Below are 24,080 nucleotides of genomic sequence, written 5' to 3' on the forward strand. Positions count from 1 at the left end.
AGATTCTAATCGTAGCTTAAAATCCACTTTTTAGGGTACAATACAGTCACCTAACAGAGAGTGAGTATCAAATATCGGAGTTGATGAGTGTGGACATTGTACAGCCATCCTATATGAAAAGTAAATTCGGTTTAGATATCTATTACGAACACTATCCAAATGAAGGTAAGAAGACATTGATTTTGATTCACGGCCTTTTCTCATCTACCTTCAGCTATCGAAAGCTCATCCCGCTTCTGAAACAAGACTTCAATTTAATTGCGATTGATCTGCCTCCATTCGGGCAGTCCGAAAAATCGAATACGTTCATTTACAGCTATCGCAACATGGCAAAAATCATCATTGAACTAGCTGGTTATTTGCAGATTCAGCATGCGATCCTCGTGGGGCATTCCATGGGGGGACAAATTGCTTTATATGCTGCCTCTGAGCGTCCCGACCTATTTGAAAAAGCCGTTCTTTTATGCAGTTCAGGGTATATGAATAAGTCCAAAAAGTCGCTTGTTTACAGCACTTATATTCCTTATTTTTATCTCTATTTAAAAAGAAAGTTGTTCAAGCAAGGTATTATGAAAAATTTAACCGCTGTTGTGCATGATCATTCGATTATTGATCAAGAAATGGTGGACGGATATTTAAAGCCTTTTTCAGATGACCAAATTTTCAGAGGTATTTTTCGTTTGATTCGGCACAGGGAAGGCGATTTAGCGTCGGATGTCTTAAAGAAAATGGAGACACCTGTCCTGCTGATTTGGGGGGAGGAAGACCGGATCGTTCCTATTCAAATTGGCGAAAGACTGCACAAGGATCTGCCGCATTCAACCTTTCACGCATTAAAAAAAACCGGGCACCTCATCCCTGAGGAAAATCCGGTCTTTGTGTCTGATCAAATTGGTCATTTCAGCCTGTCTTAAAACGAGCAGGAGCTACCTTCTCTTATGACAAAAAGCTGATTTGCGATATGCTGACAGCTTTCCATCGGAAGAAGCTGATCAAATGAGTGATGGTAAATGGCTTGAATGTCTTTCGCGAAAGATAACGGGTCTTCTGCGTCGTATAAGGCACTGATGACGTCAGCAGGCTCCGTTTCGTAAAAGTCCTCTCCATACTGAAAAGGGTCCCATGCCTTAATGATTTGAATCATCTCTTCTACAGCTTGACTATCTTTCATGGGGATCACCGCTTATAATAAATTTTGTGATGTTTATTTTAGCACAACCAAGAGTGGTTGAAAAACGGCTAGAGGTGGGTTTCATGAATTTCGACGAACAGATCATACGTAAAGGTTCAAAATCAGTCAAATGGGATCAAGCAGAGTCTTTGTTCCTGACAACAGATGCGCTGCCAATGTGGGTAGCAGATATGGATTTTAAAGCGCCCCAAGTCGTGCTTGATGCTTTAAAAGAACGATTAGATCACGGCGTATTCGGCTATGCATTTCAGGATCAGGAAACGCAGCAAACAGTAGCTGACTGGCTCAAAAGAAGACACGGTTGGACGATACAAACAGATGCCGTCACCTTCACACCAGGTATCGTGACAGCACTTAGTTTTGCGGTACAAGCCTTTACAGCTCCGAATGATGAAGTGGTCATTCAGTCACCGGTGTATACGCCCTTCTATCAAATGATTGAAAGAAATGGACGTATCGTCTCAACCAATCCTTTAAAAATAGAAAACAACCGTTACATGATGGATTTTGATGATTTAGAGAAAAAATTAAGCAGACCAGAAGCAAAGCTGATGTTTCTTTGTCATCCGCATAATCCTTCAGGGAGAGCTTGGTCAAAAGAGGAATTAAAGCGTGTAGGAGACCTATGTGTACAGTACGGTGTCACCGTCGTGTCAGATGAAATTCATTCGGATCTGATGCTTTACGGACAGCCGCATGTGCCTTTTGCCAGCCTTTCTGATGAGATAGCTAACATCACGGTAACGTGTATTGCACCGAGTAAAACATTTAATTTAGCTGGTCTTCAGGCATCTGCCATTATCATTTCTGATGAAGAAAAAAGAACCCTTTTCACCAATGAATTGCAAAGAAATGGATTGTCTAAACTGAATGCCTTTGCGATTCCTGCCATGGAGGCGGCCTATCGCCACGGAGATGAGTGGCTTGATTCACTTGTTCTTTACCTCGAAAATAATATGAAGATCGCAATGGATTATATTGATGAATATCTGCCGAGCATGCGTTATATGAAACCAGATGCTTCTTATCTATTATGGCTGGATATTCGTGATTATGAGCTCACTCAAGCAGAATTGAAACGTAATCTGCTGAAAAAGGGCAAGGTCATACTAGAGCTCGGAAACGTATATGGGCACGAAGGAGACGGCTTTATTCGAATGAATCTAGGCTGTCCTGCCGGAACAGTAAAAGAAGGTATGAAGCGCCTTCATCAAGCATTCACTCTATCATCCGAATAAAACCATTTCTATCAAAAGAACATCCTAACGGGTGTTCTTTTTAAAGAAAAAAACCCTCCTATTATCATATCTACTTTGTACATGAAATGATATAATGAGAGGAATTACAATTATTTACGAGGAGAGCATTTAAATGGAAATGTTCAAGGATTTTCTGCTCCATGTATCTTTTATTCTATTTCCAATTTTTTTATATCATGCACTATGGCTAAGCCGGACCCCTGCTCATTTCCCTAAAACGAATAAACTGCTCATCACCATATTTGCATCCATTTCATCAGCACTATGTATTATGTATCCAGTTGGTTCGATTTTAGATTTGCAGACTGGGCTTCAATCGATTCCCCTTGTACTGGCTATTTTATACGGGGGATATACCGCCGGAATCGTCGCTATCTTAGTTAGTTCAACCGTAAAGTTCGTGATGTATGGCTCTTTTTTATGGGTTGGATTGATTGTTGTACCGATTTACTTTTTCATTCCTTTCCTGCTTTACCGGAAATGGCGCCAATATTCTAAGCAGAGAAAGCTGTTATACGGAGTCCTAATTGCGTTATCAAAAGGGATGTTTATTTACATTGGACTGCTTGTGGTCAGCTTAATTGAGTACAGCCCTGCATTCATTATGCAACAAAAGCTGCTCGAATTATTTTTCTCAACTCTTTACTACATATTCTTTCTTGTGCTGAGTATTTATTCCATTGAGTTTGTGAAAGAGAATGCGCAAATGAGAACACAGCTTGTCCAATCAGAGAAACTGACGATTGTGAGTGAACTTGCAGCAAGTGTCGCCCATGAAGTCCGCAATCCACTGACGGTGGTGAGAGGATTTATCCAACTGCTCTTTTCAAGTGACAATACGAAAGAGCCGTCAACCAATAAAGATTATAAAAATCTCGTTTTATCTGAACTTGACCGTGCGCAGGATATTATTACGAGCTATCTTGATATTGCGAAACAAAATTATTATCAAATTGAGTCTCTCAATTTATCTAAATTACTTGAAGAGTGTGCATCGCTGATGACATCCTATGCGAATTTTAAGTCGGTCACGATTCATCAATCGATTGAACCAGACTTATACATACAAGGTGATGAAACGAAAATCAAACAAGTCATGATTAATTTAATCAAAAATGCAATCGAAGCAGCGCCCGAACACGAAGGTAAAATCGAACTATTTGCTTCAAAAGAAAATCATCGAATCTGCCTTTATTTCGTTGATAACGGTGTAGGCATGTCAGAAAGTCAAATGAAAAAGCTTGGTGAACCCTATTACACATTGAAAAATAAAGGAACAGGGCTTGGGTTGACAGTGACATTTTCCATCATTGAAAATCATCATGGAACCATTCGTTTCAAAAGCTCATTGCAGTCTGGTACAACAGTCACCGTGAAGTTTCCTGAAGATACAAGAAGAAAATGATCAATCCATTTTTTTTGTCCTTTTTTCATCGATCTGCTCCTGCTTTTTAGAAGCACGAACGATCAGACGAAAGCAAATAAATGCAGCAGCAAAGAAAAGCACCGTCGTGATTGCCGCAGGGATATACTCCCTTTTATCTTCAGGAAAATACAGTAGAAAGAATATGATGAACGACATGTTCCGCTCTTCCCCCTTTTGCTCGTTTACTTCACTATATTGGCTAAAAGAAAGGAAATACCTTCTTATGCGAAGGAAATGGAGGAATTTCATATGACAGACATTCAGATTGGACAAATCGTGAAAGGTTTTTACAAAACAGGTGTTTACATTGGGGAAGTGACAGCCGTTAAACCATCTACTTATCTCGTTCAAGTAAAAGCGGTTTTAACACACCCCACTCAAGGTGACCTGCATCATCCAAAAGAAGCGGACGTACCTTTTTTTCAGGAAAGACGGGCTTTGGCCTTTAGGGAACAGACGAACATCCCTCATCATATGGTCAAGCCTTATGATGGCGACATCCCTGATTATCAAGTATCACTGAAAGACGCCGTAGACAAATTGAAAAAAGGGCTCAGTTCGGATGATTCCAAGTGGGCTGAAAAATCAAGAGCGTGCCTCTCTTCTCTTGAAAAAGATTATTTTCCAGAAGACGCCCGCTAATCTGCCGAATCAAAAAAGTGAGAGAAGTCAATGAGTTCACCAATTTTGGTTGTTTGCGGATTTTCCACATAGGATCGATCTTTTTCAAAAAGGGTGAACAGCTGATAAGTGGTCATGGCATCATCAAGTGCTTTATGATGCTTACCAGCTCCTTCACTGCCGTACTCCTTAGCTGCTTTCCGAAGTCCTGTGAGTGTTCTATCCCCAAAAAAGGTTTTATATTCAAAAGCCAGATCCCTTTGATTCCCCTTAAAAGGAAAACCAATATGATTGAGCATACAGTTTTGCTTCAGTACCTTCATGTCCATATTTCCCCATGTGATAATCTCACAGTCTTCTCCCCCATCGAGTGACACGAGCTTCTCGATAAACGCCTCAAAAGAAATCCCGCTTTCTACATCCTGCTGCGTAATGCCAAGGAACGATTTACAGCGCTTTGTCAGCTTCGGGAACTTTTTCGGTTTGACATAGCTTGAGAATGTGTCTATGATCGTTTCATTTGATGCTTTGACGACACCGGCTTCAATGATTTCCGGGAAAAAATTTTGCGGATGATATTTCCCATCAGGCATCGTAAATTCAAAATCGACCACAAGCAGCGTCTTCTGTTCCATCAGTCTCACCCCACTTTCTCGTCTGTTTTCCATCCTGCTACTATTATATTAAGACGGACTTTGAAATCACTTCATTTTCGTGAAAATAATGCAGATTCACTATGCCCAACCTATTCATCAGATGAAAGATCGTTTATTTTCCTTTATAATTATTAAGGAACACGAAATAAATAAAGAAGGTGGTCTTTATCACAAACAGGAAGAAAAACTTGTACATCATGTGGTTTGTGAACTTTTTTGTATCTGCCAGCATTACAATGATCGTCCCTTTTTTATCACTTTACATAGAGTCTCTTGATAGCAGTTATTCGAATGAATTTGTTCAAAGATGGAGCGGCTATGTCTTTGGGGTTACGTTTTTAACAGCCTTTCTCATTTCTCCAATTTGGGGACGGATTGGTGACCGGCATGGCTATAAAAAGATTTTGCTCATTAACGGCATTGGGATTGCAACAAGCATTTTATTAATGGGGCTTGTTCAAACCGTTTATCAACTATTTGCGTTAAGGCTTTTCATGGGGCTTGTGACAGGCTTTATTTCGACTTCGATGGCACTGATTTCTGCACAGACCGAAAAGGCAACAGCCGGTAAGACCCTTGGTACAATGCAGATGAGTAATGTCGCCGGAGGGTTATTCGGTCCATTAATGGGTGGATTTATGGCAGACAGTGTCGGATTCATTTATACATTTTTCTTAACAGCCGCTGTCATATATGTGTCAGCGATTGTCATTATCTTCGGTGTGAAAGAACAGCCGATCCGTTCAAAAGAAGCAAAACGGGTTTCTTACTCACGGAAGGACGTCCTTGTCCATATTTTCAAACAGCCTTTACTTGTCGTCACCATGCTTCTCACATTCATTACGCAAGTCGGGAACTTTAGTATTCAGCCGCTTTTAGCCTTGTACATTCATGATTTACACGGCCCAGTCAACCTTGCCTTTTATGCAGGACTGGCGTTTTCTGCAACCGGGCTTGGCAATTTGCTATTTACACGGAAATGGGGAGACCTTGGAGATCGTATTGGTCACGATAAGGTGCTGCTTGCCCTTCTCATCCTCTCCTCCATTTTATTTATCCCGCAAGCGATGGCAGATTCCTACGGGATGTTAGTCATCTTCCGTTTCTTATACGGGATGGCACTAGGTGGCATCATTCCTTGTACGACGGCCTACATTCGCATCAAAGCGCCTGCCTCTATGCAAGGGGAAGTGCTTGGTTACAATGTCAGCTTCCGCTTTCTTGGAAATGTCGTCGGACCCGTCATAGGCGGCATTGTGGCGAGTCATTACGGAATTCCAGCTGTCTTTTATGTTACCGCAGGCATTTTCCTTTTCGGGGCATTATTTTTATGGGCGGTCCGCTCACAATCAAAGACAAAAGAGAGGAGTGTCTGATCCATCATCAGATACTCTTTTCTTCTGTCTAAATGCCTTGTTTACTAGACTTCACGTCTATTCTTTTCTAAAAATAACCTTCTCGTAATCGCAAAAGAATGGTACGATATGGCTAGAAATCCGAAGAAAGTGAGTGACCTCATGTTTCGTGCAATCATTGGATGGTTATTACTTGTTGCCCTCATTCCATTATTTGTTCTGACTTTTTATCTATCAAAGGAAGAAGCCGCAAGTGTAAAACCTGTTAACGAAGTGCTTGATCAAAAAATCAAGCTGGAAAAGGTAGACTTTTCCCAAAACAGTTATATGTATGATCGAGATGGTTCTCTTATCTCTGAGATCGTATCAAACGATGAGAACCGTGTTTTCGTGAAGTACGATAAAATTCCTGATTCCGTCAAGGAGCTGTTCCTCCGATCAGAGGACCGCAACTTTTATGACCATAAAGGCATTGACTTTATGGGCGTGATTCGTGCCCTTGCCGCAAATGTGAAAAACCATGGCATTAGCCAAGGCGCTAGCACCATCACACAACAGTTATCCCGTAATTTATATTTAAGTCATGAACGTTCATTCAGCCGAAAGTTTACAGAACTGCTCTATTCCTATGAGCTCGAGCGAAAATTTACAAAAGAGGAAATTCTCGAAAGCTATTTAAATACGATTTATTTCAGTAACGGGGTTTACGGTGTCGGTTCTGCGGCTAATTACTATTTTGATAAGCCGCTTAGTTCTTTGACGCTTGCACAGATGGCATTTATTTCTGCGATTCCTAACAACCCTACGCTGTATGACCCATTGAAACAATTCAAACATACAAAGAAACGCCAGGAACGGCTGCTTGGTATTTTAGAAAAAGATGGTGTCATTACAAAGAAGCAATACAAAAAAGCAGTGAAAGAAAAAATCAGCTTGTCCTTAAGTGAAAAGAAAAATCTTTACCCTGACTATGTGACATACGCCAATGAAGAATTTACCGATCTGGTGTCTGATCAGGAAGGCTTTACAAAACGATTGAAAAAAGCCAAAACAGCTGGCGCAAAAAAAGCAATTCAAAAAGAATTATCAGAAAAGGTCAGTGCATTGCTTCAAGATGGTGTGAAGATTTATACAGCACTAGACCCTTCCTTACAACAAAGAGCGGTTTATCAGCTCAATGCACAATTGCCTTATCAAGGTGTGGAAGGCGGTTCAGCAGTCATTAACCACCAAACCCATCAAATCGTCGCACTTGCTGGCGGGAAGAATTATAAAAAGTTTGATTTCAACTACGCCTATCAAGCGCAAAGACAACCAGGTTCCGCCATTAAGCCGCTGTTAGATTATGGCCCTTATATTGATCAAACCGGTGCCACGGCATCAAGCAAAATCAGTGCCGGCAAGTTTTGCAGTAGCGGATATTGCCCGCAAAACTATAATCATAAAACGTATGGAACTGTAACACTTGAAACAGCCTTTAAGAACTCTTACAATACACCAGCGATTCGTATGCTTGATACAGTCGGTGTCAAAAAAGGCTTCAGCTATTTAGAAAAGTTTTCATTCGAACATATTGTCGCAGATGATTACCGCCTCCCTTCTGCACTTGGAGGATTTACAAAAGGCTTCTCGCCGCTAGAAATAACCGATGCATATACCGTGTTTGGCAATCAAGGTGCCTATACGCGAAATCACTCCATTACAAAGGTCACAGACTTAAACGGCAAAACCCTTTACAAGTGGAAAGAGTCGCCGAAGCAAATCTATTCTCAGCGTACAAATGAAACAATGCGCAAGCTGCTTGCCTCTGTTGTGAAAAGTGGAACAGGGAAAAAGGCGAATTTCAATTCTCCTTACATTGGGGGAAAAACAGGGACATCCAATGACTACAAAGACATTTGGTTTGTTGGCCTGACAGATCAATACACAATGGGTGTATGGGTAGGAAGAGATAGAGGAACCGTTGAATCTATTTATAGTTCAAGCCCGCACTTACGTATTTGGAAACAAACTATGCAATACGCTAGATAAACAGGAGGTTTGATTGCGATGCATTCAACACAACCCTCTCACTTCATTTTATTTGACGGTGTCTGCAACGTGTGCAGTGGTGCTGTTCAGTTTATCATCAAGCGCGACCCGAATGAGCGGATGATGTTTGCTTCTTTACAATCAGATACAGGGCAGCGTATTTTAAAAGAAAACGGCTTGCCTTTAGATGAGTTCAATTCATTCATTTATATTGAAAATGGGACCCTTTATATGAAGTCAACAGGCATCTTAAAAGCGGCGCGGCATTTAAAAGGGATATACAGATGGAGCTATTTACTCCTCGCGATCCCTCGTCCAATCCGTGACTGGTTTTATCAACTCATTGCAAAGAATCGCTACAAATGGTTTGGTCAAAAAACATCCTGTATGATGCCTACACCTGATATTCAGAAGCGGTTTCTTCCATAAAAAAAGCATCCTCCATCATCGGAGGATGCTTTCTTTCGTCTGATTAAGCTGGCAGACTCGCCATCACACTGTTATAAAGCTTAATAAATAAGTACAAAATGCCGATCAAAAACGTGGCCCAAAACAGCAGATTAAACATCATAAACCCAATTAAATTCAGCATGGAAAGTGATTGATAAATGCGTACCACAACCCAGATAAAATAGACGAGACTTGCTAAAACAAAAAGTCCAACAAGCAAAATGAGCTGCTGCGTCAATAGAAATGCAAGTAAGCTGGCAAACAAATAGACAACCGATGCAATCCGAATTTTCTTTAAGTTCTCCCCTTCAGGGTCCTTTGCAAAAAAGAGCAGTGCCAACTCTAACACCGTATCTGCAATGAGTTTTAAAGCAGATAAAATCATAAAATAAACAAGTGCAAATGCGGCAAATAAAGCAAGACGAATGCCCTGTTCAGAGAAAAATTCCAGCATTCCTTTTAAAATTCCTGCTTGGGTCAAGAAGTCAGTCGTGATACCTACTGTAAAAATAGAAAAGGCAGAGCTGAATAGCAAAATCGAAATCAGCGGAAAATATCCAGTCAAATATGTATTTTTCATAAATAGATCCTTTCTCATAAGCTCATTTTTATTATGGCTCACTTAAAACGGATTGACAAGATGCTTTCCAAGTAAACTGGAATCTAAATCAAATTTGTGATTTTGCACGTACATTCCTTCACAAACTTACATTTTCCCGTTAAAGTATTACTATTACGAAAAAATTGCGCGTTAGGGGTATACTCGTGAAAAAAACTTTAAGACTGCAAACACGGCTCACGATCTTTGTCTGTATTGTTGTCCTGATCTCCCTCTGTATCACATTCTTTACGATCTGGTCAGAAACAGCCAAAAATATTCATCAGCAGGAACGTGATATCGCCCTCTCCACTGCCAAAATGGTCGCAGAGGCTCCGATCACAGCAAAATCATTGGAAAAAGATCAATCATATACAGCACTGCGAAAATATACAACAAGTGTTCAGCGTATTACCAAAACCGAATTCGTTGTCGTCATGGATATGAACGGTATCCGCAAAACACATCCGAATCCGCAAAAGATTGGGAAGCGGTTTGCTGGCGGTGATGAAAAACCGGCATTACAGGGTAAAGAACATATTAGTACCGCATCTGGAACACTTGGCAAGTCCATGCGTGCCTTTGTTCCTGTTTATAACCAAGATGGCAAGCAGCTCGGGGCTGTGGCAGTTGGGATTACATTAAAGGAAATTGATTTAATTATTCATCAAAGCCTGCTCCCGCTCTACTTTGTCACATCGCTAAGCCTTTTATCTGGCATTATCGGTGCACTCATTGTGGCACGTAAAGTAAAGAAGATTATGTTTGGACTAGAGCCAGATGAAATTGCCACATTATTAAAAGAACGAAGCGCTATGCTAGAATCAACAAAAGAAGGCATTCTTGCCGTCGATCAGCACGGTAAAATAAAGCTGGCAAATGCAGAAGCTAAACGTCTTTTTCATAATATGGGCATTATGGTTGACCCTAGAGAACAAGATGTACAGGCCCTTCTTCCTTCAAGCGGCTTAAAGCAAGTAATCGAAACACGGAAACCGCTGCTTGATCGCGATGTCAGAATGAACGGACTGGAGCTGGTCTTTAATGAGGTGCCGATTACGGTAAAAGGGGAAATTGTCGGAGCGATCGCAACCTTCCGTGACAAAACAGAAGTCAAACACCTGGCTGAGCAGCTGAGCGGGGTGAAGATGTATGCCAATGCACTTCGTGCCCAGTCACACGAATTTATGAACAAGCTTCATGTCATTTTAGGATTGGTCCAGCTAAAGAACTATGATGACCTTGGCACCTATATTAAAGATATTGCGATTTATCAGCAGACAGAAACAAATGAAATCATCAACCATGTGAAAAACTCAGTCTTAGCCGGGTTTTTACTAGGAAAACAAAGCTACATCAGAGAACAAGGCGCAGCTTTAGAAGTCAATTGCAGTACACAGGTACCAAACTCGGAGGACCCAGCAGTCACACATGACCTTATTACGGTCATCGGTAATCTGTTAAATAACGCACTCGATGCCGTTTCCCATACAGAGAACAAAAATATCTCCATCTCATTCAGATATGTCCAAGAGCAGCTTCATATTGAAATTACAGACACAGGGGTCGGTCTGACAAAAGAAGAACAGGACATTATGTTTGATCAAGGCTTTTCAACAAAAGGAGAAGACAGAGGATTTGGCCTTTACTTTGTTGACCAAAGCATCAAAAAACTGAACGGACATATGATCGTCACAAGCGAAAAAGGAGAAGGAACGACCTTTAGTCTCCGTATTCCATATAAACAAAAGGAGGATTCACATGATTAATGTGTTGATCGTAGAAGATGACCCAATGGTCGGGGAGCTGAATAAACGCTACTTGACCCAAATAGAAGGATTTGAATTAAAAGGGATTGCCACCTCATTTCAGAAGGCACTAGACATCTTAAAATCAGAAATCATTCACCTTGTATTGCTTGATATTTATATGCCTGGACAAAATGGGCTCGCCCTATTATCAGAAATTCGTGAGAAAAATCATTCCGTTGACGTCATCGTCATTTCAGCTGCAAATGAAGTGGATGTCGTACAGCAAACGATGCGAAACGGAGCTGTCGACTATTTAATCAAACCTTTTGAGTTTGAACGCTTCCAATCAGCACTGGCAGAATATAAAAGAAAACATGCCCTATACCAAACGATGAACAGCATCTCTCAAAATGATTTAGACGCCAAGCTTTTTCATAAAAAAGCAGAGGCGGAAAAAGTCCTGCTGCCAAAAGGCCTGACGAAGAGCACACTCAAACTCATCTGGACAAGCATTCAATCATTCGGTCAGCAGGCTTTCACGACCGAAGACCTAGCCAATCATACTGAAATCTCCCAAGTTTCGATTAGAAAATATTTGAAATTTCTTGAGGATATCGAAGTGGTTGATGTGGAAATGGCATACGGGACAATCGGCCGCCCTGTTTTCCAATATAAACTGAATACAAGCAACATGAATTTGATTCAGCAATATCTTTAATTTGACACATCTGACCTTTCACAAAGGCCAGATGTTTTTTTATGGCATACGATGTCACAAACCCCTTGATATCAGTGGTTCCACTGTAGTAGAGCACATCATAAAAGCGGCATTATATCATATTTGAGCACATAAAAAGACATCGAATTTAGCCTTTTAACATTTTTTTAAAAATAAAACAAATTTCTATTTATTTATTCGATGGGAAATGATAAATTATGATTGATTAGTTCAACGAGATATAAGTCTGATGTCTTACATCTTCTCTCCTGTTTCCATCAATTTCAAAAGAATGCAGGATAAAATACCCTTTTCACAAGGATAGGAGAAGGCAAGAGTCGGTCTTTTTTCGCGAGACTTTTCTGAAACTTTTAAATTTTATAGGGGGTTATGTTTTGAAGAAGCGCAAAATTGGACTTGCATTGTCCTTAGTCGTAGCAGCAGGAACCATCCTTGGAGCATGCGGCAACTCTGGCTCAAACAGCGGTGAAAACAAAAAAGATAAAGATCAATTCACTGTTGCAATGGTAACTGATGTCGGTGGTGTCGATGACAAATCGTTTAACCAATCTGCTTGGGAAGGTTTACAAGCATTTGGGAAAGACAACAATTTAACAAAAGGTAAAAACGGCTTTGATTACTTACAATCAAAAACGGATGCAGATTATCCAACAAATTTAAATACACTTGTTAGACAAAAATTTAACCTGATTTATGGTATCGGCTATAAAATGGAGAGTGCCATTTCTAAAATAGCTGATCAGCGAAAAGATTCCAAATTTGCAATTGTGGATGCAGTTGTTGATAAGAAGAACGTAGCTAGTATTACATTTAACGAAAACGAAGGGTCATTCCTTGTAGGTGTTGCAGCGGCTCTTTCTACAAAATCAAACAAAATTGGTTTTGTTGGCGGCGTTGATTCTGAATTAATCAGAAAATTCGAAGTTGGTTTCCGTGCAGGCGTTGAAGCAGCTAATCCAAAAGCAAAAGTTGAAGTGAAATATGCTGGTGCATTTGATAAAGCAGACATCGGTAAAGCAACAGCTGAAAGTATGTACAAATCTGGCGTTGACATTATTTATCATGCAGCTGGAGGTACTGGAACGGGTGTCTTTACAGAAGCAACCAATTTAAAAAAGGCAGATCCAAATCGAAATGTTTGGGTCATTGGTGTTGATAAAGACCAGTATGACGAAGGTAAAGTACCTGGAACAAAACAAAGTGTCACTCTTACTTCTATGATTAAGAAAGTAGACACAGCGGTACAAGACTTAACAACAAAAGCAAAAGAAGGTAAATTCCCTGGTGGCGAAGTCATCACGTACGGTCTGAAAGAAGGCGGCGTTGACATCTCTCCATCTCAAGAGAATCTTGATAAAGATGTATTGAAGAAAATCGAAGAATGGAAACAAAAAATCATCAAGGGTGAAGTGAAAATCCCTGCAACACGTGATGAACTAAAAGATTTTAAAGCTTAATTTGTGCATCGGGATAAGCGCGTCTTATCCCCTTGCCTCTCCTTTACCTCCTCTTTATCCGTAAAAGGTGGTAAAAGAAAAGCTGCAGCCTTGTTTTGCAGCTTTTCTTTTGCTAGTTTTTATCTTCATCAGCACCCTAAAAAAGGAGCGGTTAAACCTGTGGATTATGTCATTGAAATGTTGAATATACGCAAAGAATTCCCTGGCATTGTAGCAAATGATAACATTACGCTACAGCTAAAAAAGGGCGAAATTCATGCGCTGCTTGGTGAAAACGGCGCTGGAAAATCAACGCTTATGAACGTGCTTTTCGGACTGTATCAGCCTGAAAAAGGTGAAATCAAGGTACACGGAAAAACGGTTACAATCTCAAGTCCAAATGATGCAAGTGATTTAGGCATTGGAATGGTCCATCAGCATTTTATGCTAGTTGATACATTTACTGTGGCTGAAAACATCATTTTAGGAAAAGAGCCAAAGAAATTTGGAAAGATTGACAAAGAACAAGCCATTCAGCAAGTGCAGGAACTTTCTGACCGTTATGGACTGAAAATAGATCCTGCCGCTAAAGTATCTGACATCTCAGTCGGTATGCAGCAGCGAGCAGAAATCTTAAAAACACTATACCGCGGCGCTGACATCTTGATCTTCGACGAACCAACAGCCGTCTTAACACCTCAAGAAATAAAAGAACTCATACAAATTATGAAAAACTTAATCAATGAAGGCAAATCCATTATTTTAATTACCCACAAGCTAAAAGAAATTATGGATGCCTGTCATCGCGTGACCATTATCCGAAAAGGGCAAGGTATTCGTACACTTGATGTGGAACACACAAACAAAGACGAGCTTGCCAGCTTAATGGTCGGCCGCGAAGTCTCATTTAAAACAGACAAAAAAGCAGCCTCCCCTGCTGAAGAAGTCTTGCAAATTCAAGATCTCACTGTCAAAGATACGCGAGGAATTGAAGCCGTGAAACAACTCAATTTATCAGTGAAAGCCGGTGAGATTGTCGGAATTGCGGGTGTAGACGGAAATGGTCAATCTGAATTAATTGAAGCCATTACAGGTCTGAAAAAATCCGAATCTGGCACGATCATGCTAAACGGGAAAGCCATTCAAAATCTCCCGCCTCGTAAGGTCACAGAATCTGGTATCGGACACATTCCTCAAGACCGTCATAAGCACGGACTTGTCCTTGATTTTTCAATTGGAGAAAATATTTCCTTACAAACGTATTATCAGCGTCCATATTCGAAGTTTGGCTTGATGAATATGAAAAATATTTATCAAAAAGCAAAACAAATCATTGCTGAATACGACGTACGGACACCTAGTGAATATACAGAAGCACGTGCGCTATCAGGGGGTAACCAGCAAAAAGCCATTATTGGCCGTGAAGTGGACCGAAATCCTGATTTATTAATTGCCGCACAGCCGACACGCGGACTTGACGTCGGAGCCATTGAGTTTGTTCATAAGCGTCTGATTGAACAAAGGGATGCAGGCAAAGCCGTTCTGCTCATCTCCTTTGAGCTTGATGAAATTATCAATGTCAGTGATAAGATTGCCGTTATTTTCGAAGGCAGCATTATTGCCATTGTTGATCCAAAAGAAACAACAGAGCAAGAACTTGGTCTGTTAATGGCTGGAAGTACGCAACAGGAAGTGGGGAAAGAAGCAAATGTCTAATCGCTTAACAAATCTGCTGATTCCGCTTATAGCCATTGTACTTGGTCTTTTCGTTGGGGCCATCATTATGCTGGCAAGCGGTTATAGTGTCATCGAAGGTTATAGCGCCCTTTGGAATGGCGTATTCGGTGAAACGTATTATATGGGAGAAACCATCCGACAAGTCACGCCTTATATTTTATCAGGACTTGCTGTTGCCTTTGCATTTCGGACAGGCCTCTTTAATATCGGGGTAGAAGGTCAACTTCTCATTGGCTGGATTGCATCTGTATGGATAGGAACAACCGTCCATGCACCTGCGTATATCCACCTGCCTCTTGCACTGATCACTGCAGCTGCTGCTGGTGCATTATGGGGCTTTATTCCTGGGTTTTTAAAAGCACGTTTTTATGTTCATGAAGTGATTGTCACTATTATGATGAACTACATTGCACTTCATGTGACTAATTTTATTATTACAAATGTTCTTACAGATCATAAAGATAAAACAGATAATATTAATTCGACTGCCTCATTACACTCTGATTTTTTTGAAAAAATCACTGATTTTTCAAGCATGCATAACGGAATCATTGTAGCTGTCCTATCTGCCGTTATTATGTGGATCATTATCCAAAAAACCTCTAAAGGGTTTGAATTGCGTGCTGTTGGTATGAATCAACACGCATCCCAATATGCTGGAATGAATGTGAGAAAAAACATTATATATTCCATGCTCATTTCTGGTGCCTTTGCAGGGCTTGCAGGTGCGATGGAAGGGCTCGGAACCTTTGAATATGCATCAATAAAAGATGCCTTCACTGGCGTTGGTTTTGATGGAATCGCTGTTGCCTTATTAGGCGGAAATACAGCTATTGGTGTCGTCTTAGCGGCATTATTGCTTGGTGGATTGAAAGTCGGTGCTTTAAACATGCCGCTTGAATCTGGCGTACCGACTGAGGTCGTTGATATTGTGATTGCGATCATTATTCTTTTCGTTGCCTCAAGCTATATCATCCGTCTTGTCATTCAACAATTGAAGAAAAAGGGGGGAAAATAAGTGGGATTTCTGCAAATTCTTGAAATCATCGTCCCGGCTACACTTGTATATGCTGCACCACTTATTTTAACCGCTCTTGGAGGCGTCTTTTCAGAAAGATCAGGTGTCGTCAATATCGGTCTTGAAGGTTTGATGGTCGTCGGAGCATTTTCTAGTATTATCTTTAACTTAATGTTTGCTGATACGTTTGGTGCCTTGACCCCGTGGCTCGGTCTTCTTGTTGGTATGGCCATTGGCGGCGTGTTCTCACTCATTCACGCTGTTGCCACTATTACGTTCAGAGCAGATCAAACGGTCAGTGGTGTTGCGATTAACATGCTTGCCCTTGGTGCTACGCTGTTTGTTGTCAAACTGATTTATGGCAAAGCACAAACGGATAAAATTACAGAACCTTTCTATAAAGGAGATATTCCCCTTTTAAGTGACATTCCGATCATTGGTGATATTTTCTTTAAAGATGTGTATTATACGTCCATTCTCGCATTAGTTCTTGCGGTTGTCGCTTGGTTTGTTTTATTTAAAATGCCGTTTGGCTTGCGACTTCGTGCAGTCGGAGAGCATCCAATGGCAGCTGATACAATGGGAATCAAGGTATACCGGATGCGCTATATCGGCGTCTTCATTAGTGGTCTATTTGGCGGTCTTGGCGGAGCTGTGTATGCATCGACCATCGCTCTTGATTTCTCACACGCCACCATTACAGGACAAGGCTTCATTGCGCTAGCCGCCCTTGTTTTCGGGAAATGGCACCCATTTGGCGCTATGGGCGCTGCTTTATTCTTTGGATTTGCACAAAGCTTAAGCATCATTGGCTCTCTGCTTCCGCTGTTTCAAGATATCCCGAACGTGTACATGCTCATTGCACCATATGTGCTGACGATCCTAGCTCTTACTGGCTTCATTGGACGAGCAGACGCACCAAAAGCACTTGGTACCCCTTATTTAAAAGGAAAACGATAAATAAATACCATGTATGATCAATCCCCTGAAGGACAAACTATCTTCAGGGGATTTTTGTATGATAAAAACGACAAAACCCCCGTTTATTTTACTTTTATTACACTTAATTTAGTTTAATAAATAGATGAGTGTCACAGAATCTTCTACAATTGAGACAAATAGCATTTGGGGGTGTTTATGTGGCTAATACACAACAATTGAAATCGATTACAAACGATTCTGACAATAATAAAAGCGTTTTCCGAAAAATTCTTTCTTGGAAAATTGGTGTTATTGATCTACCTGTGTATATAGTGCTTGCAGCGATTATTTTAACTGCCGCTTATTTTAATAAAATTCCAGCAAATATGCTTGGTGGTTTCGCTGTTATTATGATTTTGGGGATTTTCCTAGGAGATGTAGGACAACGTATTCCAATCTTAAAAGATATTGGTGGACCGGCGATTCTTTCTTTATTCGTACCATCGTTCCTGGTCTTTTTTCATGTTCTGAATCCAAACTCGTTGGAAGCGGTTACGTCTCTGATGAAAACGTCGAACTTCCTATACTTCTATATATCTGCTCTTGTAGTAGGTAGTATTCTTGGAATGCAACGAACTGTTTTAGTGCAAGGCCTTATTCGTATGTTTGTTCCTCTTGTTGCAGGTACAATTACAGCTGTAGCTGCTGGAATTCTAGTGGGTCTTCTAGTTGGTTACACACCGCATCATTCGTTCTTCTTTATCATTGTACCGATTATTGCCGGTGGTGTCGGTGAAGGGATATTGCCATTATCAATTGCTTATTCACAAATTCTTGGTGTATCAGCAGAGTCATTAATTTCTCAATTGATTCCGGCTGCTGTCATTGGGAACGTCATTGCCATCATTTGTGCTGGCGCAATGAAAAAGCTTGGTGAAAAACGTCCTGAACTAAACGGGAATGGACGACTTGTTAAATCAAAAGAAGCAAATGAAATCTTTGAACAGCCTGACATGGATACTAAAGTTGACTTCAGCTTAATGGGTGCAGGTGTACTTGTTGCTTGTACAACCTTTATCTTTGGCGGCTTATTAGAAAGTTTTGTTCATATTCCAGGTCCAATCTTAATGATTGTTCTTGCTGCATTAATCAAATACTTAAACGTGATGCCTCAGCATTTGCAAAACGGCTCACAGCAGTTCTACAAGTTTGTATCGAAAAGCTTTACATGGCCTCTAATGGTTGGTTTAGGAATTCTATACATTCCACTTGATGATGTGGCCACTGTTATTTCGATTCCTTTCGTATGTGTATGTATTGCTGTTGTTCTAGGCATGGTTGGTTCTGGTTACTTTGTTGGTAAATTCATGAACATGTATCCAGTTGAATCTGCCATTGTGACTGGTTGTCACAGTGGATTAGGCGGTACTGGTGATGTTGCGATTCTTTCAGCTTCTGGAAGAATGGGCCTTATGCCTTTCGCTCAAGTCTCTACACGTCTTGGCGGAGCAGCAACCGTTATTTGCGCAACAATCTTACTTAGAATGTTTACTTAAAAAAGAAACAAAAAGCATGTCCTTTTCGTAAGGGACATGCTCAGATAATTGACAAAGGGCTAAAATGTACTTTATTTTAGCCCTTTGTCTTCTTTTCAGCGTGATAGAAAACCTTTGCAGTCTAGGAAGAACCTGACATTCGTGAGCACCGGAGCGCAGGACTGACAAAGAATGCGAGGGTTTGTCTACACGCTGAGCATGTCCTTTTCGTAAGGGACATGCTTTTTTTATATTTCTTTTCTCCCATACATCCTCATTCATCAGCTAATACAATTCGTATATACTCCCGAGGCTGAAAAGGATACTGTTTCGCCTGCGGATAGGTCATATGGAGGAGTTGTTCAGAAAATAGCGGCCATTCACTCCCGGCCTGCCACCTTTTTTGATCATTTCGTTCAATCAAGAATGCTCCTCCTAAAATCGTGCAGAATATGCTTAAGCTGATGGCGATCTTTCGTTTCATTTGATCAGCTCCTTTAAGAAAAGCATGTACGAAATACAAAACAATATACAACGAGTTTCATTTTTGATAAAATATTTTTTGTGGTCAAAAGAACTCAAAACAAATTCAATTTGTCGTAAATCAGTTCAAACCAATGCACTATGTCTGTATTTACGCTATAATTTTAATTACCAGTTCTTTAGAACGTGAATTTATATTGATCAAAGGAGGTTCATTTTCTTGCAGCTTATTCACTTCGCCATCCTATCACCTTTTTTACTTGCCTTTGTCGTCCCTTTTCTTTTTAAATACGTAAGGCGTATACATACAGGATGGTTTGTTCTCATCTTGCCTATTCTTTTATTTACCTATTTCATCCAAATGCTCCAGATCACCTCGAATGGACGAACGTTGTTCTCACAAGCTGAATGGATTCCCTCTCTAGGGATGAATTTCACTGTATATGTAGATGGTCTCAGCCTGTTATTTGCTTTACTCATCACAGGTATTGGTGCACTTGTGGTACTGTACAGTATTTTCTACTTATCAAAGGAAAAAGAACAGCTTGGCTCTTTCTATACGTATTTATTAATGTTTATGACCGCTATGCTCGGTGTTGTCCTCTCTGATAACATGGTCGTACTTTATTTGTTCTGGGAGCTAACAAGTATCTCTTCCTTCCTCTTAATTGGGTATTGGTATAAGCGTGAGCGTTCTCGTTACGGAGCAACCAAATCACTGCTTATTACTGTGTTTGGCGGATTAGCTATGCTTGGCGGCTTCATCCTCATTTACCTGATCACTGATTCATTCAGTATTCGCGAAGCAGTCAATCAGCTTCAGCTCATTATGGCATCACCTTATTTCATCCCTGCGATGGTTCTCATTTTACTAGGGGCCTTCACGAAATCAGCGCAGTTCCCATTTTATATTTGGCTGCCTGATGCTATGGAAGCACCAACCCCTGTAAGCAGTTATCTGCATTCTGCTACTATGGTCAAAGCCGGTATTTATCTGGTTGCCCGCTTTAGTCCGATTTTTGCTATATCAGAGGTGTGGTTTTGGACCATTTCGATTGTCGGACTTATCACACTATTCTGGGGATCTTTCCACGCCGTTCGGCAAAATGATTTGAAAGCCATTCTGGCCTTCTCGACAGTGAGTCAACTCGGTATGATTATGCTCATGCTAGGAGTAGGCGCAGCTGCCATTCATGAAAACAACCCTGCCTTTTTTGGCGCAGCCGTTCTTGCTGCTATTTTTCATCTCATTAACCACGCGACTTTTAAAGGAAGTCTCTTTATGGCAGCAGGGATTATCGATCACGAAACAGGTACACGTGATATTCGCAAATTAGGTGGATTAATGACCATTATGCCAATTACCTTTACAATTACGTTAATTGGTACATTCTCGATGGCTGGACTCCCGCCTTTTAATGGATTTTTAAGTAAAGAGCTATTTTTCACAAGTATGATTCGGATTTCTGATATCAGCTTTACGGATGTTTCAACATGGGGGGCTGTCTTCCCTGCTATCGCTTGGCTCGCTAGTGTGTTTACGTTCATCTACAGTATGATGATCGTCTTCAAAACATTTAGAGGCCGTCTGAATGTCGACCAATTGGAGAAAAAACCGCATGAAGCACCGATTGGTATGCTGATCCCGCCAATTATTTTAGCTGCACTTGTGGTCACGTTTTTCTTTTTCCCTAATATTCTTGCCTATTCTGTCATTGAACCTGCCATTCAAGCGATCATTCCTGAAGCCATTCAAACAGGAAGCCGCTTTGCCGTAAAAATTGAAGCGTGGCATGGATTCCAGCCAGAGCTTTACATGACAATTGGTGTAGTTGCGCTCGGTACCATTGGCTATTTAACGCTGTCAAAATGGCGCCCAATGTACAACATATTTAAAGAAAAATGGTCATTTAACGCTTTGTATGATCGGTCGCTTATAGGTGTAGAAAAAGGGTCATACCGCCTAACAAACAGCTATATGACAGGATTCCTTCGTGACTATCTTGTCTATGTATTTGGTTTTATGATTATCGTGCTGGGCAGCGTGATGTTCTACAAGCAAGCCTTCTCATTTCAAACTGAGCACGCTGCATCAATCGGCACGTACGAAGCCATCCTTTCACTTGTGATGGTCGCAGCGACAGTCACGACTGTATTTGCTCGTTCACGCTTAACAGCTATTATTGCGCTAGGTGTTATGGGCTACACGCTGTCATTGTTCTTCGTGATTTTCAGAGCACCTGACCTTGCGCTGACACAGCTCATTATTGAAACCATTTCTGTCGCGCTGTTTTTACTTTGCTTCTATCATTTGCCAAAGCTGAGTCTGAAGCAAAAAACACGAAGATTTAAATTAACAAATTTGATCATCTCATTAGGTGTTGGAGTCGTTGTCACCTGTCTTGCTTTCGCTTCCACAAGCCAGCAGTCTCTTGACACGATTTCCACGTACTTCATTGAAAACAGCTACAAACTGGCTGGCGGAGACAATATTGTCAATGTCATTCTTGTCGATTTCAGGGGCTTTGATACACTCTTTGAGATTACAGTGCTGGCCATTGCGGCACTCGGTATTTATGGATTATTGAAGGTAAAAGCACAAGGAAAACGGAAGAGAGGCGTACGGCGATGAGAAAGATTGATACGAATGATATGCTCTTACAAGTCACTACTAAAATTACAGCATTCATCATCTTGCTTTTCTCACTTCACCTATTTCTTGCAGGACATAACAATCCTGGCGGAGGATTCATTGGCGGTTTGATGAGTGCTGGTGCTGTCGTCCTTCTGCTTTTAGCCTATGACCTTAAAACAGTCAGACGCATTTTACCATTTGACTTTATTTATGTGGCTGGTGTCGGTTTGCTCGTTGCCATCCTAACAGGTATGGGATCTTTTCTGTTCGGAGCACCTTTCCTATCCCATGCATTTGATTATTTCCAACTGCCGTTTCTAGGGAAAACAGAACTGGCGACAGCGGTCCTGTTTGATATCGGTGTGTATTTAGTTGTTGTTGGTGTCACCATGACCATTATTCAAACGATTGGAGAGAAGGAATAATGGAATTTCTAATGTCTATTATCGTCGGAATCATTTTTATGGCAGCGACCTATTTAATGCTTTCAAAAAGCCTTCTGCGGGTCATCGTCGGTACTGCCGTTTTAAGTCACGGCGTCCATTTGCTTCTATTAACAATGGGCGGCTTAAAAAAGGGAGCACCTCCTATTTTGAAAGAGGGGCTCACATCCTATGTAGATCCATTGCCACAAGCATTAATTTTAACAGCCATTGTCATTGCTTTTGGTGTAACATCCTTTTTGCTCGTGATGGCCTTCCGTGCCTTCCAAGAGCTGAGAACAGATGACATGGATCAAATGAGAGGAAATGATCAGCATGAATAATCTCGTGATCCTGCCTATATTAATACCATTACTAGCTGCTACATTATTGATTTTTATGAATAAAAACACCATGCTGTCGAGAGGCTTTAGTGTGTTTGCATCTCTTTTAGCCATTATCTGTAATGTCTATTTGGTCCAAACGATTTTCACAAACGGCATACAAACCCTTTACCTAGGCGGCTGGAAAGCACCGTTTGGCATTGCCCTTGTGGCCGATCAGTTTGCTGCACTTCTTGTTTTGACCGCTTCCATTGTTGGACTTGTCACGGTTCTTTTTTCCTTTCAAACGATTGGGAAAGAAAGAGAGCGGCTGTTCTATTATTCTGGTGTCCAATTCTTGTTAGCTGGCGTCAGTGGTGCCTTTTTAACGGGAGATATTTTCAACCTGTTTGTCTTCTTTGAATTGTTGCTGATGGCATCTTATATGCTCATTGTTCTGGGTGGTTCAAAGCCTCAGCTTCGTGAATCACTGAAATACATTGTGTTTAATATTATCTCATCGGCATTATTTATTGTTGGCGTAGCGTGTTTATATGCAGTCACAGGCACACTGAACATGGCTGATTTAAGTGTGAAAATAGCTGAATCTGGGCAAACAGGGTTAATCACCGTGATTGCCATTCTGTTCCTGATTGTATTTGGCTTAAAAGCTGGGGTCTTCCCGCTTTATTTCTGGCTGCCAGGTTCTTATCATGCACCGCCGGCAGCGATTTCAGCTTTGTTTGGCGCACTGCTGACAAAGGTCGGGCTATATGCGATTGCCAGAGTCTTTACGCTCATCTTTATACATGATACAGGTTTTACACATACAATTATGGCTTGGCTAGCCGCTCTAACGGTTATATTCGGTGTCATTGGCTCTATCGCCTATTCTGATGTGCAAAAAATTGTGATTTATAACATTGTCACAGCTGTTGGTGTCATTTTGTTTGGGATTGCGGCCAATACACCGGCATCACTTCAAGGCGCCATTTATTACCTCATTCACGATATGGTGATCAAAGGAGCTCTATTTATGCTCGCAGGGGCACTGTTTGTGTATGCTGGAACCAATCATCTGAAAAAAATGGGTGGGCTGATTCAATCCCAGCCTCTACTCGGCTGGATGTTCTTCATATCGGCTTTATCACTTGCGGGTATTCCTCCGCTTAGTGGATTTGTTGGCAAGCTGAAAATTGTTGAAGGTGGGTTTTCTGCTGGGTACATGACGTTCTCTATCCTTATTTTACTGTCCAGTCTTCTTGTCCTTTATTCTGTTATGAGGATTTTCATGCTCGCGTTTTGGGGAGAGGATCAGGATATGCGAAGAAGAAAGCCATCCATTAGAGGAATGGTGTATCCTGGGGTACTGCTTGTTATCTTATCGCTTGCGATTGGATTAGGCACAGAATTCATTGCACCTTATATCAATCAAGCTGCGGAAATGCTTTCAACACCAGAAAAATATATTCAAGCTGTGCTGAAGGAGTAG

The 24,080-nt window shown here is 41.0% G+C and carries 23 protein-coding genes; 18 read left to right on the forward strand and 5 right to left on the reverse strand.

Annotation, left to right across the window (positions count from 1 at the left end; all coding sequences use genetic code 11):
• Positions 1-89: 89 nt before the first annotated feature.
• Positions 90-914 (forward strand): alpha/beta hydrolase, encoded by an 825-nt coding sequence (locus MHH31_RS14590; protein ID WP_017358960.1) that lies wholly within the window; start codon positions 90-92, stop codon positions 912-914.
• Here the strand turns inward: MHH31_RS14590 and MHH31_RS14595 are convergent.
• On the reverse strand, positions 911-1,171 hold the full coding sequence (locus tag MHH31_RS14595; protein WP_045034535.1) for a YugE family protein: 261 nt from the start codon (positions 1,169-1,171) through the stop codon (positions 911-913). The genes MHH31_RS14590 and MHH31_RS14595 overlap by 4 nt on opposite strands.
• Positions 1,172-1,254: 83 nt before the next feature.
• On the opposite strand from MHH31_RS14595, the gene MHH31_RS14600 reads away from it, so the two are divergent.
• Entirely contained in the window at positions 1,255-2,430 is a 1,176-nt protein-coding gene (locus tag MHH31_RS14600; protein WP_342494937.1) for a MalY/PatB family protein, read from the forward strand.
• 133 nt (positions 2,431-2,563) lie between these two features.
• Positions 2,564-3,856, forward strand: a complete 1,293-nt coding sequence (locus MHH31_RS14605; RefSeq protein ID WP_008345807.1) for a HAMP domain-containing sensor histidine kinase — start codon at positions 2,564-2,566, stop codon at positions 3,854-3,856.
• Here the strand turns inward: MHH31_RS14605 and MHH31_RS14610 are convergent, their stop codons facing one another.
• Positions 3,857-4,033, reverse strand: coding sequence for a hypothetical protein (locus MHH31_RS14610; protein WP_008345810.1), 177 nt, complete (start codon positions 4,031-4,033; stop codon positions 3,857-3,859).
• Positions 4,034-4,126: 93 nt separating this feature from the next.
• Here MHH31_RS14610 and MHH31_RS14615 point away from each other — a divergent pair, with 93 nt between their 5' ends.
• Positions 4,127-4,519, forward strand: coding sequence for a kinase-associated lipoprotein B (locus MHH31_RS14615; protein WP_342494938.1), 393 nt, complete (start codon positions 4,127-4,129; stop codon positions 4,517-4,519).
• On the opposite strand, the gene kapD is transcribed toward MHH31_RS14615, so the two are convergent.
• A complete protein-coding gene (kapD, locus tag MHH31_RS14620; RefSeq protein WP_008345814.1) occupies positions 4,516-5,133 on the reverse strand; it encodes a 3'-5' exonuclease KapD in 618 nt (205 codons plus the stop codon). The genes MHH31_RS14615 and kapD overlap by 4 nt on opposite strands.
• A gap of 218 nt (positions 5,134-5,351) precedes the next feature.
• Between kapD and MHH31_RS14625 the strand changes: the two genes are divergently transcribed.
• The 3 genes from MHH31_RS14625 (at position 5,352) to MHH31_RS14635 (ending at position 8,969) form a co-directional block, all read left to right on the forward strand.
• Positions 5,352-6,530: an MFS transporter gene (locus MHH31_RS14625; RefSeq protein WP_220482436.1), complete on the forward strand. Its 1,179-nt coding sequence runs from the start codon at positions 5,352-5,354 to the stop codon at positions 6,528-6,530.
• Between the two features lie 108 nt (positions 6,531-6,638).
• The gene (locus tag MHH31_RS14630; RefSeq protein WP_024719722.1) at positions 6,639-8,540 is read left to right on the forward strand and encodes a transglycosylase domain-containing protein; all 1,902 of its coding nucleotides are present in this window, start codon (positions 6,639-6,641) and stop codon (positions 8,538-8,540) included.
• Positions 8,541-8,558: 18 nt separating this feature from the next.
• Entirely contained in the window at positions 8,559-8,969 is a 411-nt protein-coding gene (locus tag MHH31_RS14635; RefSeq protein ID WP_017358953.1) for a thiol-disulfide oxidoreductase DCC family protein, read from the forward strand.
• A 43-nt stretch (positions 8,970-9,012) separates the two neighbouring features.
• Here MHH31_RS14635 and MHH31_RS14640 read toward each other — a convergent pair whose 3' ends face one another.
• On the reverse strand, positions 9,013-9,570 hold the full coding sequence (locus MHH31_RS14640) for a YufK family protein (protein WP_017367952.1): 558 nt from the start codon (positions 9,568-9,570) through the stop codon (positions 9,013-9,015).
• 185 nt (positions 9,571-9,755) lie between these two features.
• On the opposite strand from MHH31_RS14640, the gene malK reads away from it, so the two are divergent.
• From malK to MHH31_RS14675, 7 genes are all read left to right on the forward strand, one after another.
• Positions 9,756-11,357, forward strand: a complete 1,602-nt coding sequence (gene malK / locus MHH31_RS14645) for a malate sensor histidine kinase MalK (RefSeq protein ID WP_017367953.1) — start codon at positions 9,756-9,758, stop codon at positions 11,355-11,357.
• On the forward strand, positions 11,350-12,057 hold the full coding sequence (locus tag MHH31_RS14650; RefSeq protein WP_024719723.1) for a response regulator: 708 nt from the start codon (positions 11,350-11,352) through the stop codon (positions 12,055-12,057). The genes malK and MHH31_RS14650 overlap by 8 nt, the downstream gene beginning before the upstream one ends.
• Before the next feature lie 395 nt (positions 12,058-12,452).
• Entirely contained in the window at positions 12,453-13,535 is a 1,083-nt protein-coding gene (locus MHH31_RS14655; RefSeq protein WP_017358951.1) for a BMP family protein, read from the forward strand.
• Positions 13,536-13,694: 159 nt separating this feature from the next.
• Complete coding sequence (locus MHH31_RS14660; RefSeq protein WP_058336865.1) at positions 13,695-15,230, forward strand: ABC transporter ATP-binding protein; 1,536 nt, start codon at positions 13,695-13,697, stop codon at positions 15,228-15,230.
• Positions 15,223-16,269, forward strand: a complete 1,047-nt coding sequence (locus MHH31_RS14665; RefSeq protein WP_025207902.1) for an ABC transporter permease — start codon at positions 15,223-15,225, stop codon at positions 16,267-16,269. Before MHH31_RS14660 ends, MHH31_RS14665 begins: the two co-directional genes overlap by 8 nt.
• Complete coding sequence (locus MHH31_RS14670) at positions 16,270-17,229, forward strand: ABC transporter permease (protein ID WP_008345835.1); 960 nt, start codon at positions 16,270-16,272, stop codon at positions 17,227-17,229.
• Between the two features lie 179 nt (positions 17,230-17,408).
• Positions 17,409-18,746 (forward strand): 2-hydroxycarboxylate transporter family protein, encoded by a 1,338-nt coding sequence (locus MHH31_RS14675; RefSeq protein WP_017367956.1) that lies wholly within the window; start codon positions 17,409-17,411, stop codon positions 18,744-18,746.
• Positions 18,747-18,999: 253 nt separating this feature from the next.
• Here the strand turns inward: MHH31_RS14675 and MHH31_RS14680 are convergent, their stop codons facing one another.
• A complete protein-coding gene (locus tag MHH31_RS14680) occupies positions 19,000-19,209 on the reverse strand; it encodes a hypothetical protein (protein WP_019744044.1) in 210 nt (69 codons plus the stop codon).
• Between the two features lie 219 nt (positions 19,210-19,428).
• On the opposite strand from MHH31_RS14680, the gene MHH31_RS14685 reads away from it, so the two are divergent.
• Genes MHH31_RS14685 through MHH31_RS14700 form a run of 4 tightly spaced genes read left to right on the forward strand, consistent with a single transcriptional unit; the run spans position 19,429 to position 24,080 of the window.
• The gene (locus MHH31_RS14685) at positions 19,429-21,840 is read left to right on the forward strand and encodes a Na+/H+ antiporter subunit A (protein WP_058336866.1); all 2,412 of its coding nucleotides are present in this window, start codon (positions 19,429-19,431) and stop codon (positions 21,838-21,840) included.
• Positions 21,837-22,268, forward strand: a complete 432-nt coding sequence (locus tag MHH31_RS14690) for a Na(+)/H(+) antiporter subunit B (protein ID WP_008345843.1) — start codon at positions 21,837-21,839, stop codon at positions 22,266-22,268. Before MHH31_RS14685 ends, MHH31_RS14690 begins: the two co-directional genes overlap by 4 nt.
• Entirely contained in the window at positions 22,268-22,609 is a 342-nt protein-coding gene (locus tag MHH31_RS14695; RefSeq protein WP_003213576.1) for a Na(+)/H(+) antiporter subunit C, read from the forward strand. The genes MHH31_RS14690 and MHH31_RS14695 overlap by 1 nt, the downstream gene beginning before the upstream one ends.
• A complete protein-coding gene (locus MHH31_RS14700; protein WP_342461934.1) occupies positions 22,602-24,080 on the forward strand; it encodes a Na+/H+ antiporter subunit D in 1,479 nt (492 codons plus the stop codon). The genes MHH31_RS14695 and MHH31_RS14700 overlap by 8 nt, the downstream gene beginning before the upstream one ends.

Source organism: Bacillus sp. FSL K6-1033 (genome assembly GCF_038630765.1).
Taxonomy (GTDB): domain Bacteria; phylum Bacillota; class Bacilli; order Bacillales; family Bacillaceae; genus Bacillus; species Bacillus altitudinis.

Excerpts from the sequence above, each read along its gene's own strand:
- MHH31_RS14595 (WP_045034535.1), bottom strand. The coding sequence starts at position 1,171 with ATGAAAGATAGTCAAGCTGTAGAAGAGATGATTCAAATCATTAAGGCA.
- MHH31_RS14600 (WP_342494937.1), top strand. The coding sequence starts at position 1,255 with ATGAATTTCGACGAACAGATCATACGTAAAGGTTCAAAATCAGTCAAA.
- MHH31_RS14605 (WP_008345807.1), top strand. The coding sequence starts at position 2,564 with ATGGAAATGTTCAAGGATTTTCTGCTCCATGTATCTTTTATTCTATTT.
- MHH31_RS14610 (WP_008345810.1), bottom strand. The coding sequence starts at position 4,033 with ATGTCGTTCATCATATTCTTTCTACTGTATTTTCCTGAAGATAAAAGG.
- MHH31_RS14615 (WP_342494938.1), top strand. The coding sequence starts at position 4,127 with ATGACAGACATTCAGATTGGACAAATCGTGAAAGGTTTTTACAAAACA.
- kapD (WP_008345814.1), bottom strand. The coding sequence starts at position 5,133 with ATGGAACAGAAGACGCTGCTTGTGGTCGATTTTGAATTTACGATGCCT.
- MHH31_RS14625 (WP_220482436.1), top strand. The coding sequence starts at position 5,352 with ATGTGGTTTGTGAACTTTTTTGTATCTGCCAGCATTACAATGATCGTC.
- MHH31_RS14630 (WP_024719722.1), top strand. The coding sequence starts at position 6,639 with ATGGCTAGAAATCCGAAGAAAGTGAGTGACCTCATGTTTCGTGCAATC.
- MHH31_RS14635 (WP_017358953.1), top strand. The coding sequence starts at position 8,559 with ATGCATTCAACACAACCCTCTCACTTCATTTTATTTGACGGTGTCTGC.
- MHH31_RS14640 (WP_017367952.1), bottom strand. The coding sequence starts at position 9,570 with ATGAAAAATACATATTTGACTGGATATTTTCCGCTGATTTCGATTTTG.
- MHH31_RS14650 (WP_024719723.1), top strand. The coding sequence starts at position 11,350 with ATGATTAATGTGTTGATCGTAGAAGATGACCCAATGGTCGGGGAGCTG.
- MHH31_RS14665 (WP_025207902.1), top strand. The coding sequence starts at position 15,223 with ATGTCTAATCGCTTAACAAATCTGCTGATTCCGCTTATAGCCATTGTA.
- MHH31_RS14680 (WP_019744044.1), bottom strand. The coding sequence starts at position 19,209 with ATGAAACGAAAGATCGCCATCAGCTTAAGCATATTCTGCACGATTTTA.
- MHH31_RS14690 (WP_008345843.1), top strand. The coding sequence starts at position 21,837 with ATGAGAAAGATTGATACGAATGATATGCTCTTACAAGTCACTACTAAA.
- MHH31_RS14695 (WP_003213576.1), top strand. The coding sequence starts at position 22,268 with ATGGAATTTCTAATGTCTATTATCGTCGGAATCATTTTTATGGCAGCG.
- MHH31_RS14700 (WP_342461934.1), top strand. The coding sequence starts at position 22,602 with ATGAATAATCTCGTGATCCTGCCTATATTAATACCATTACTAGCTGCT.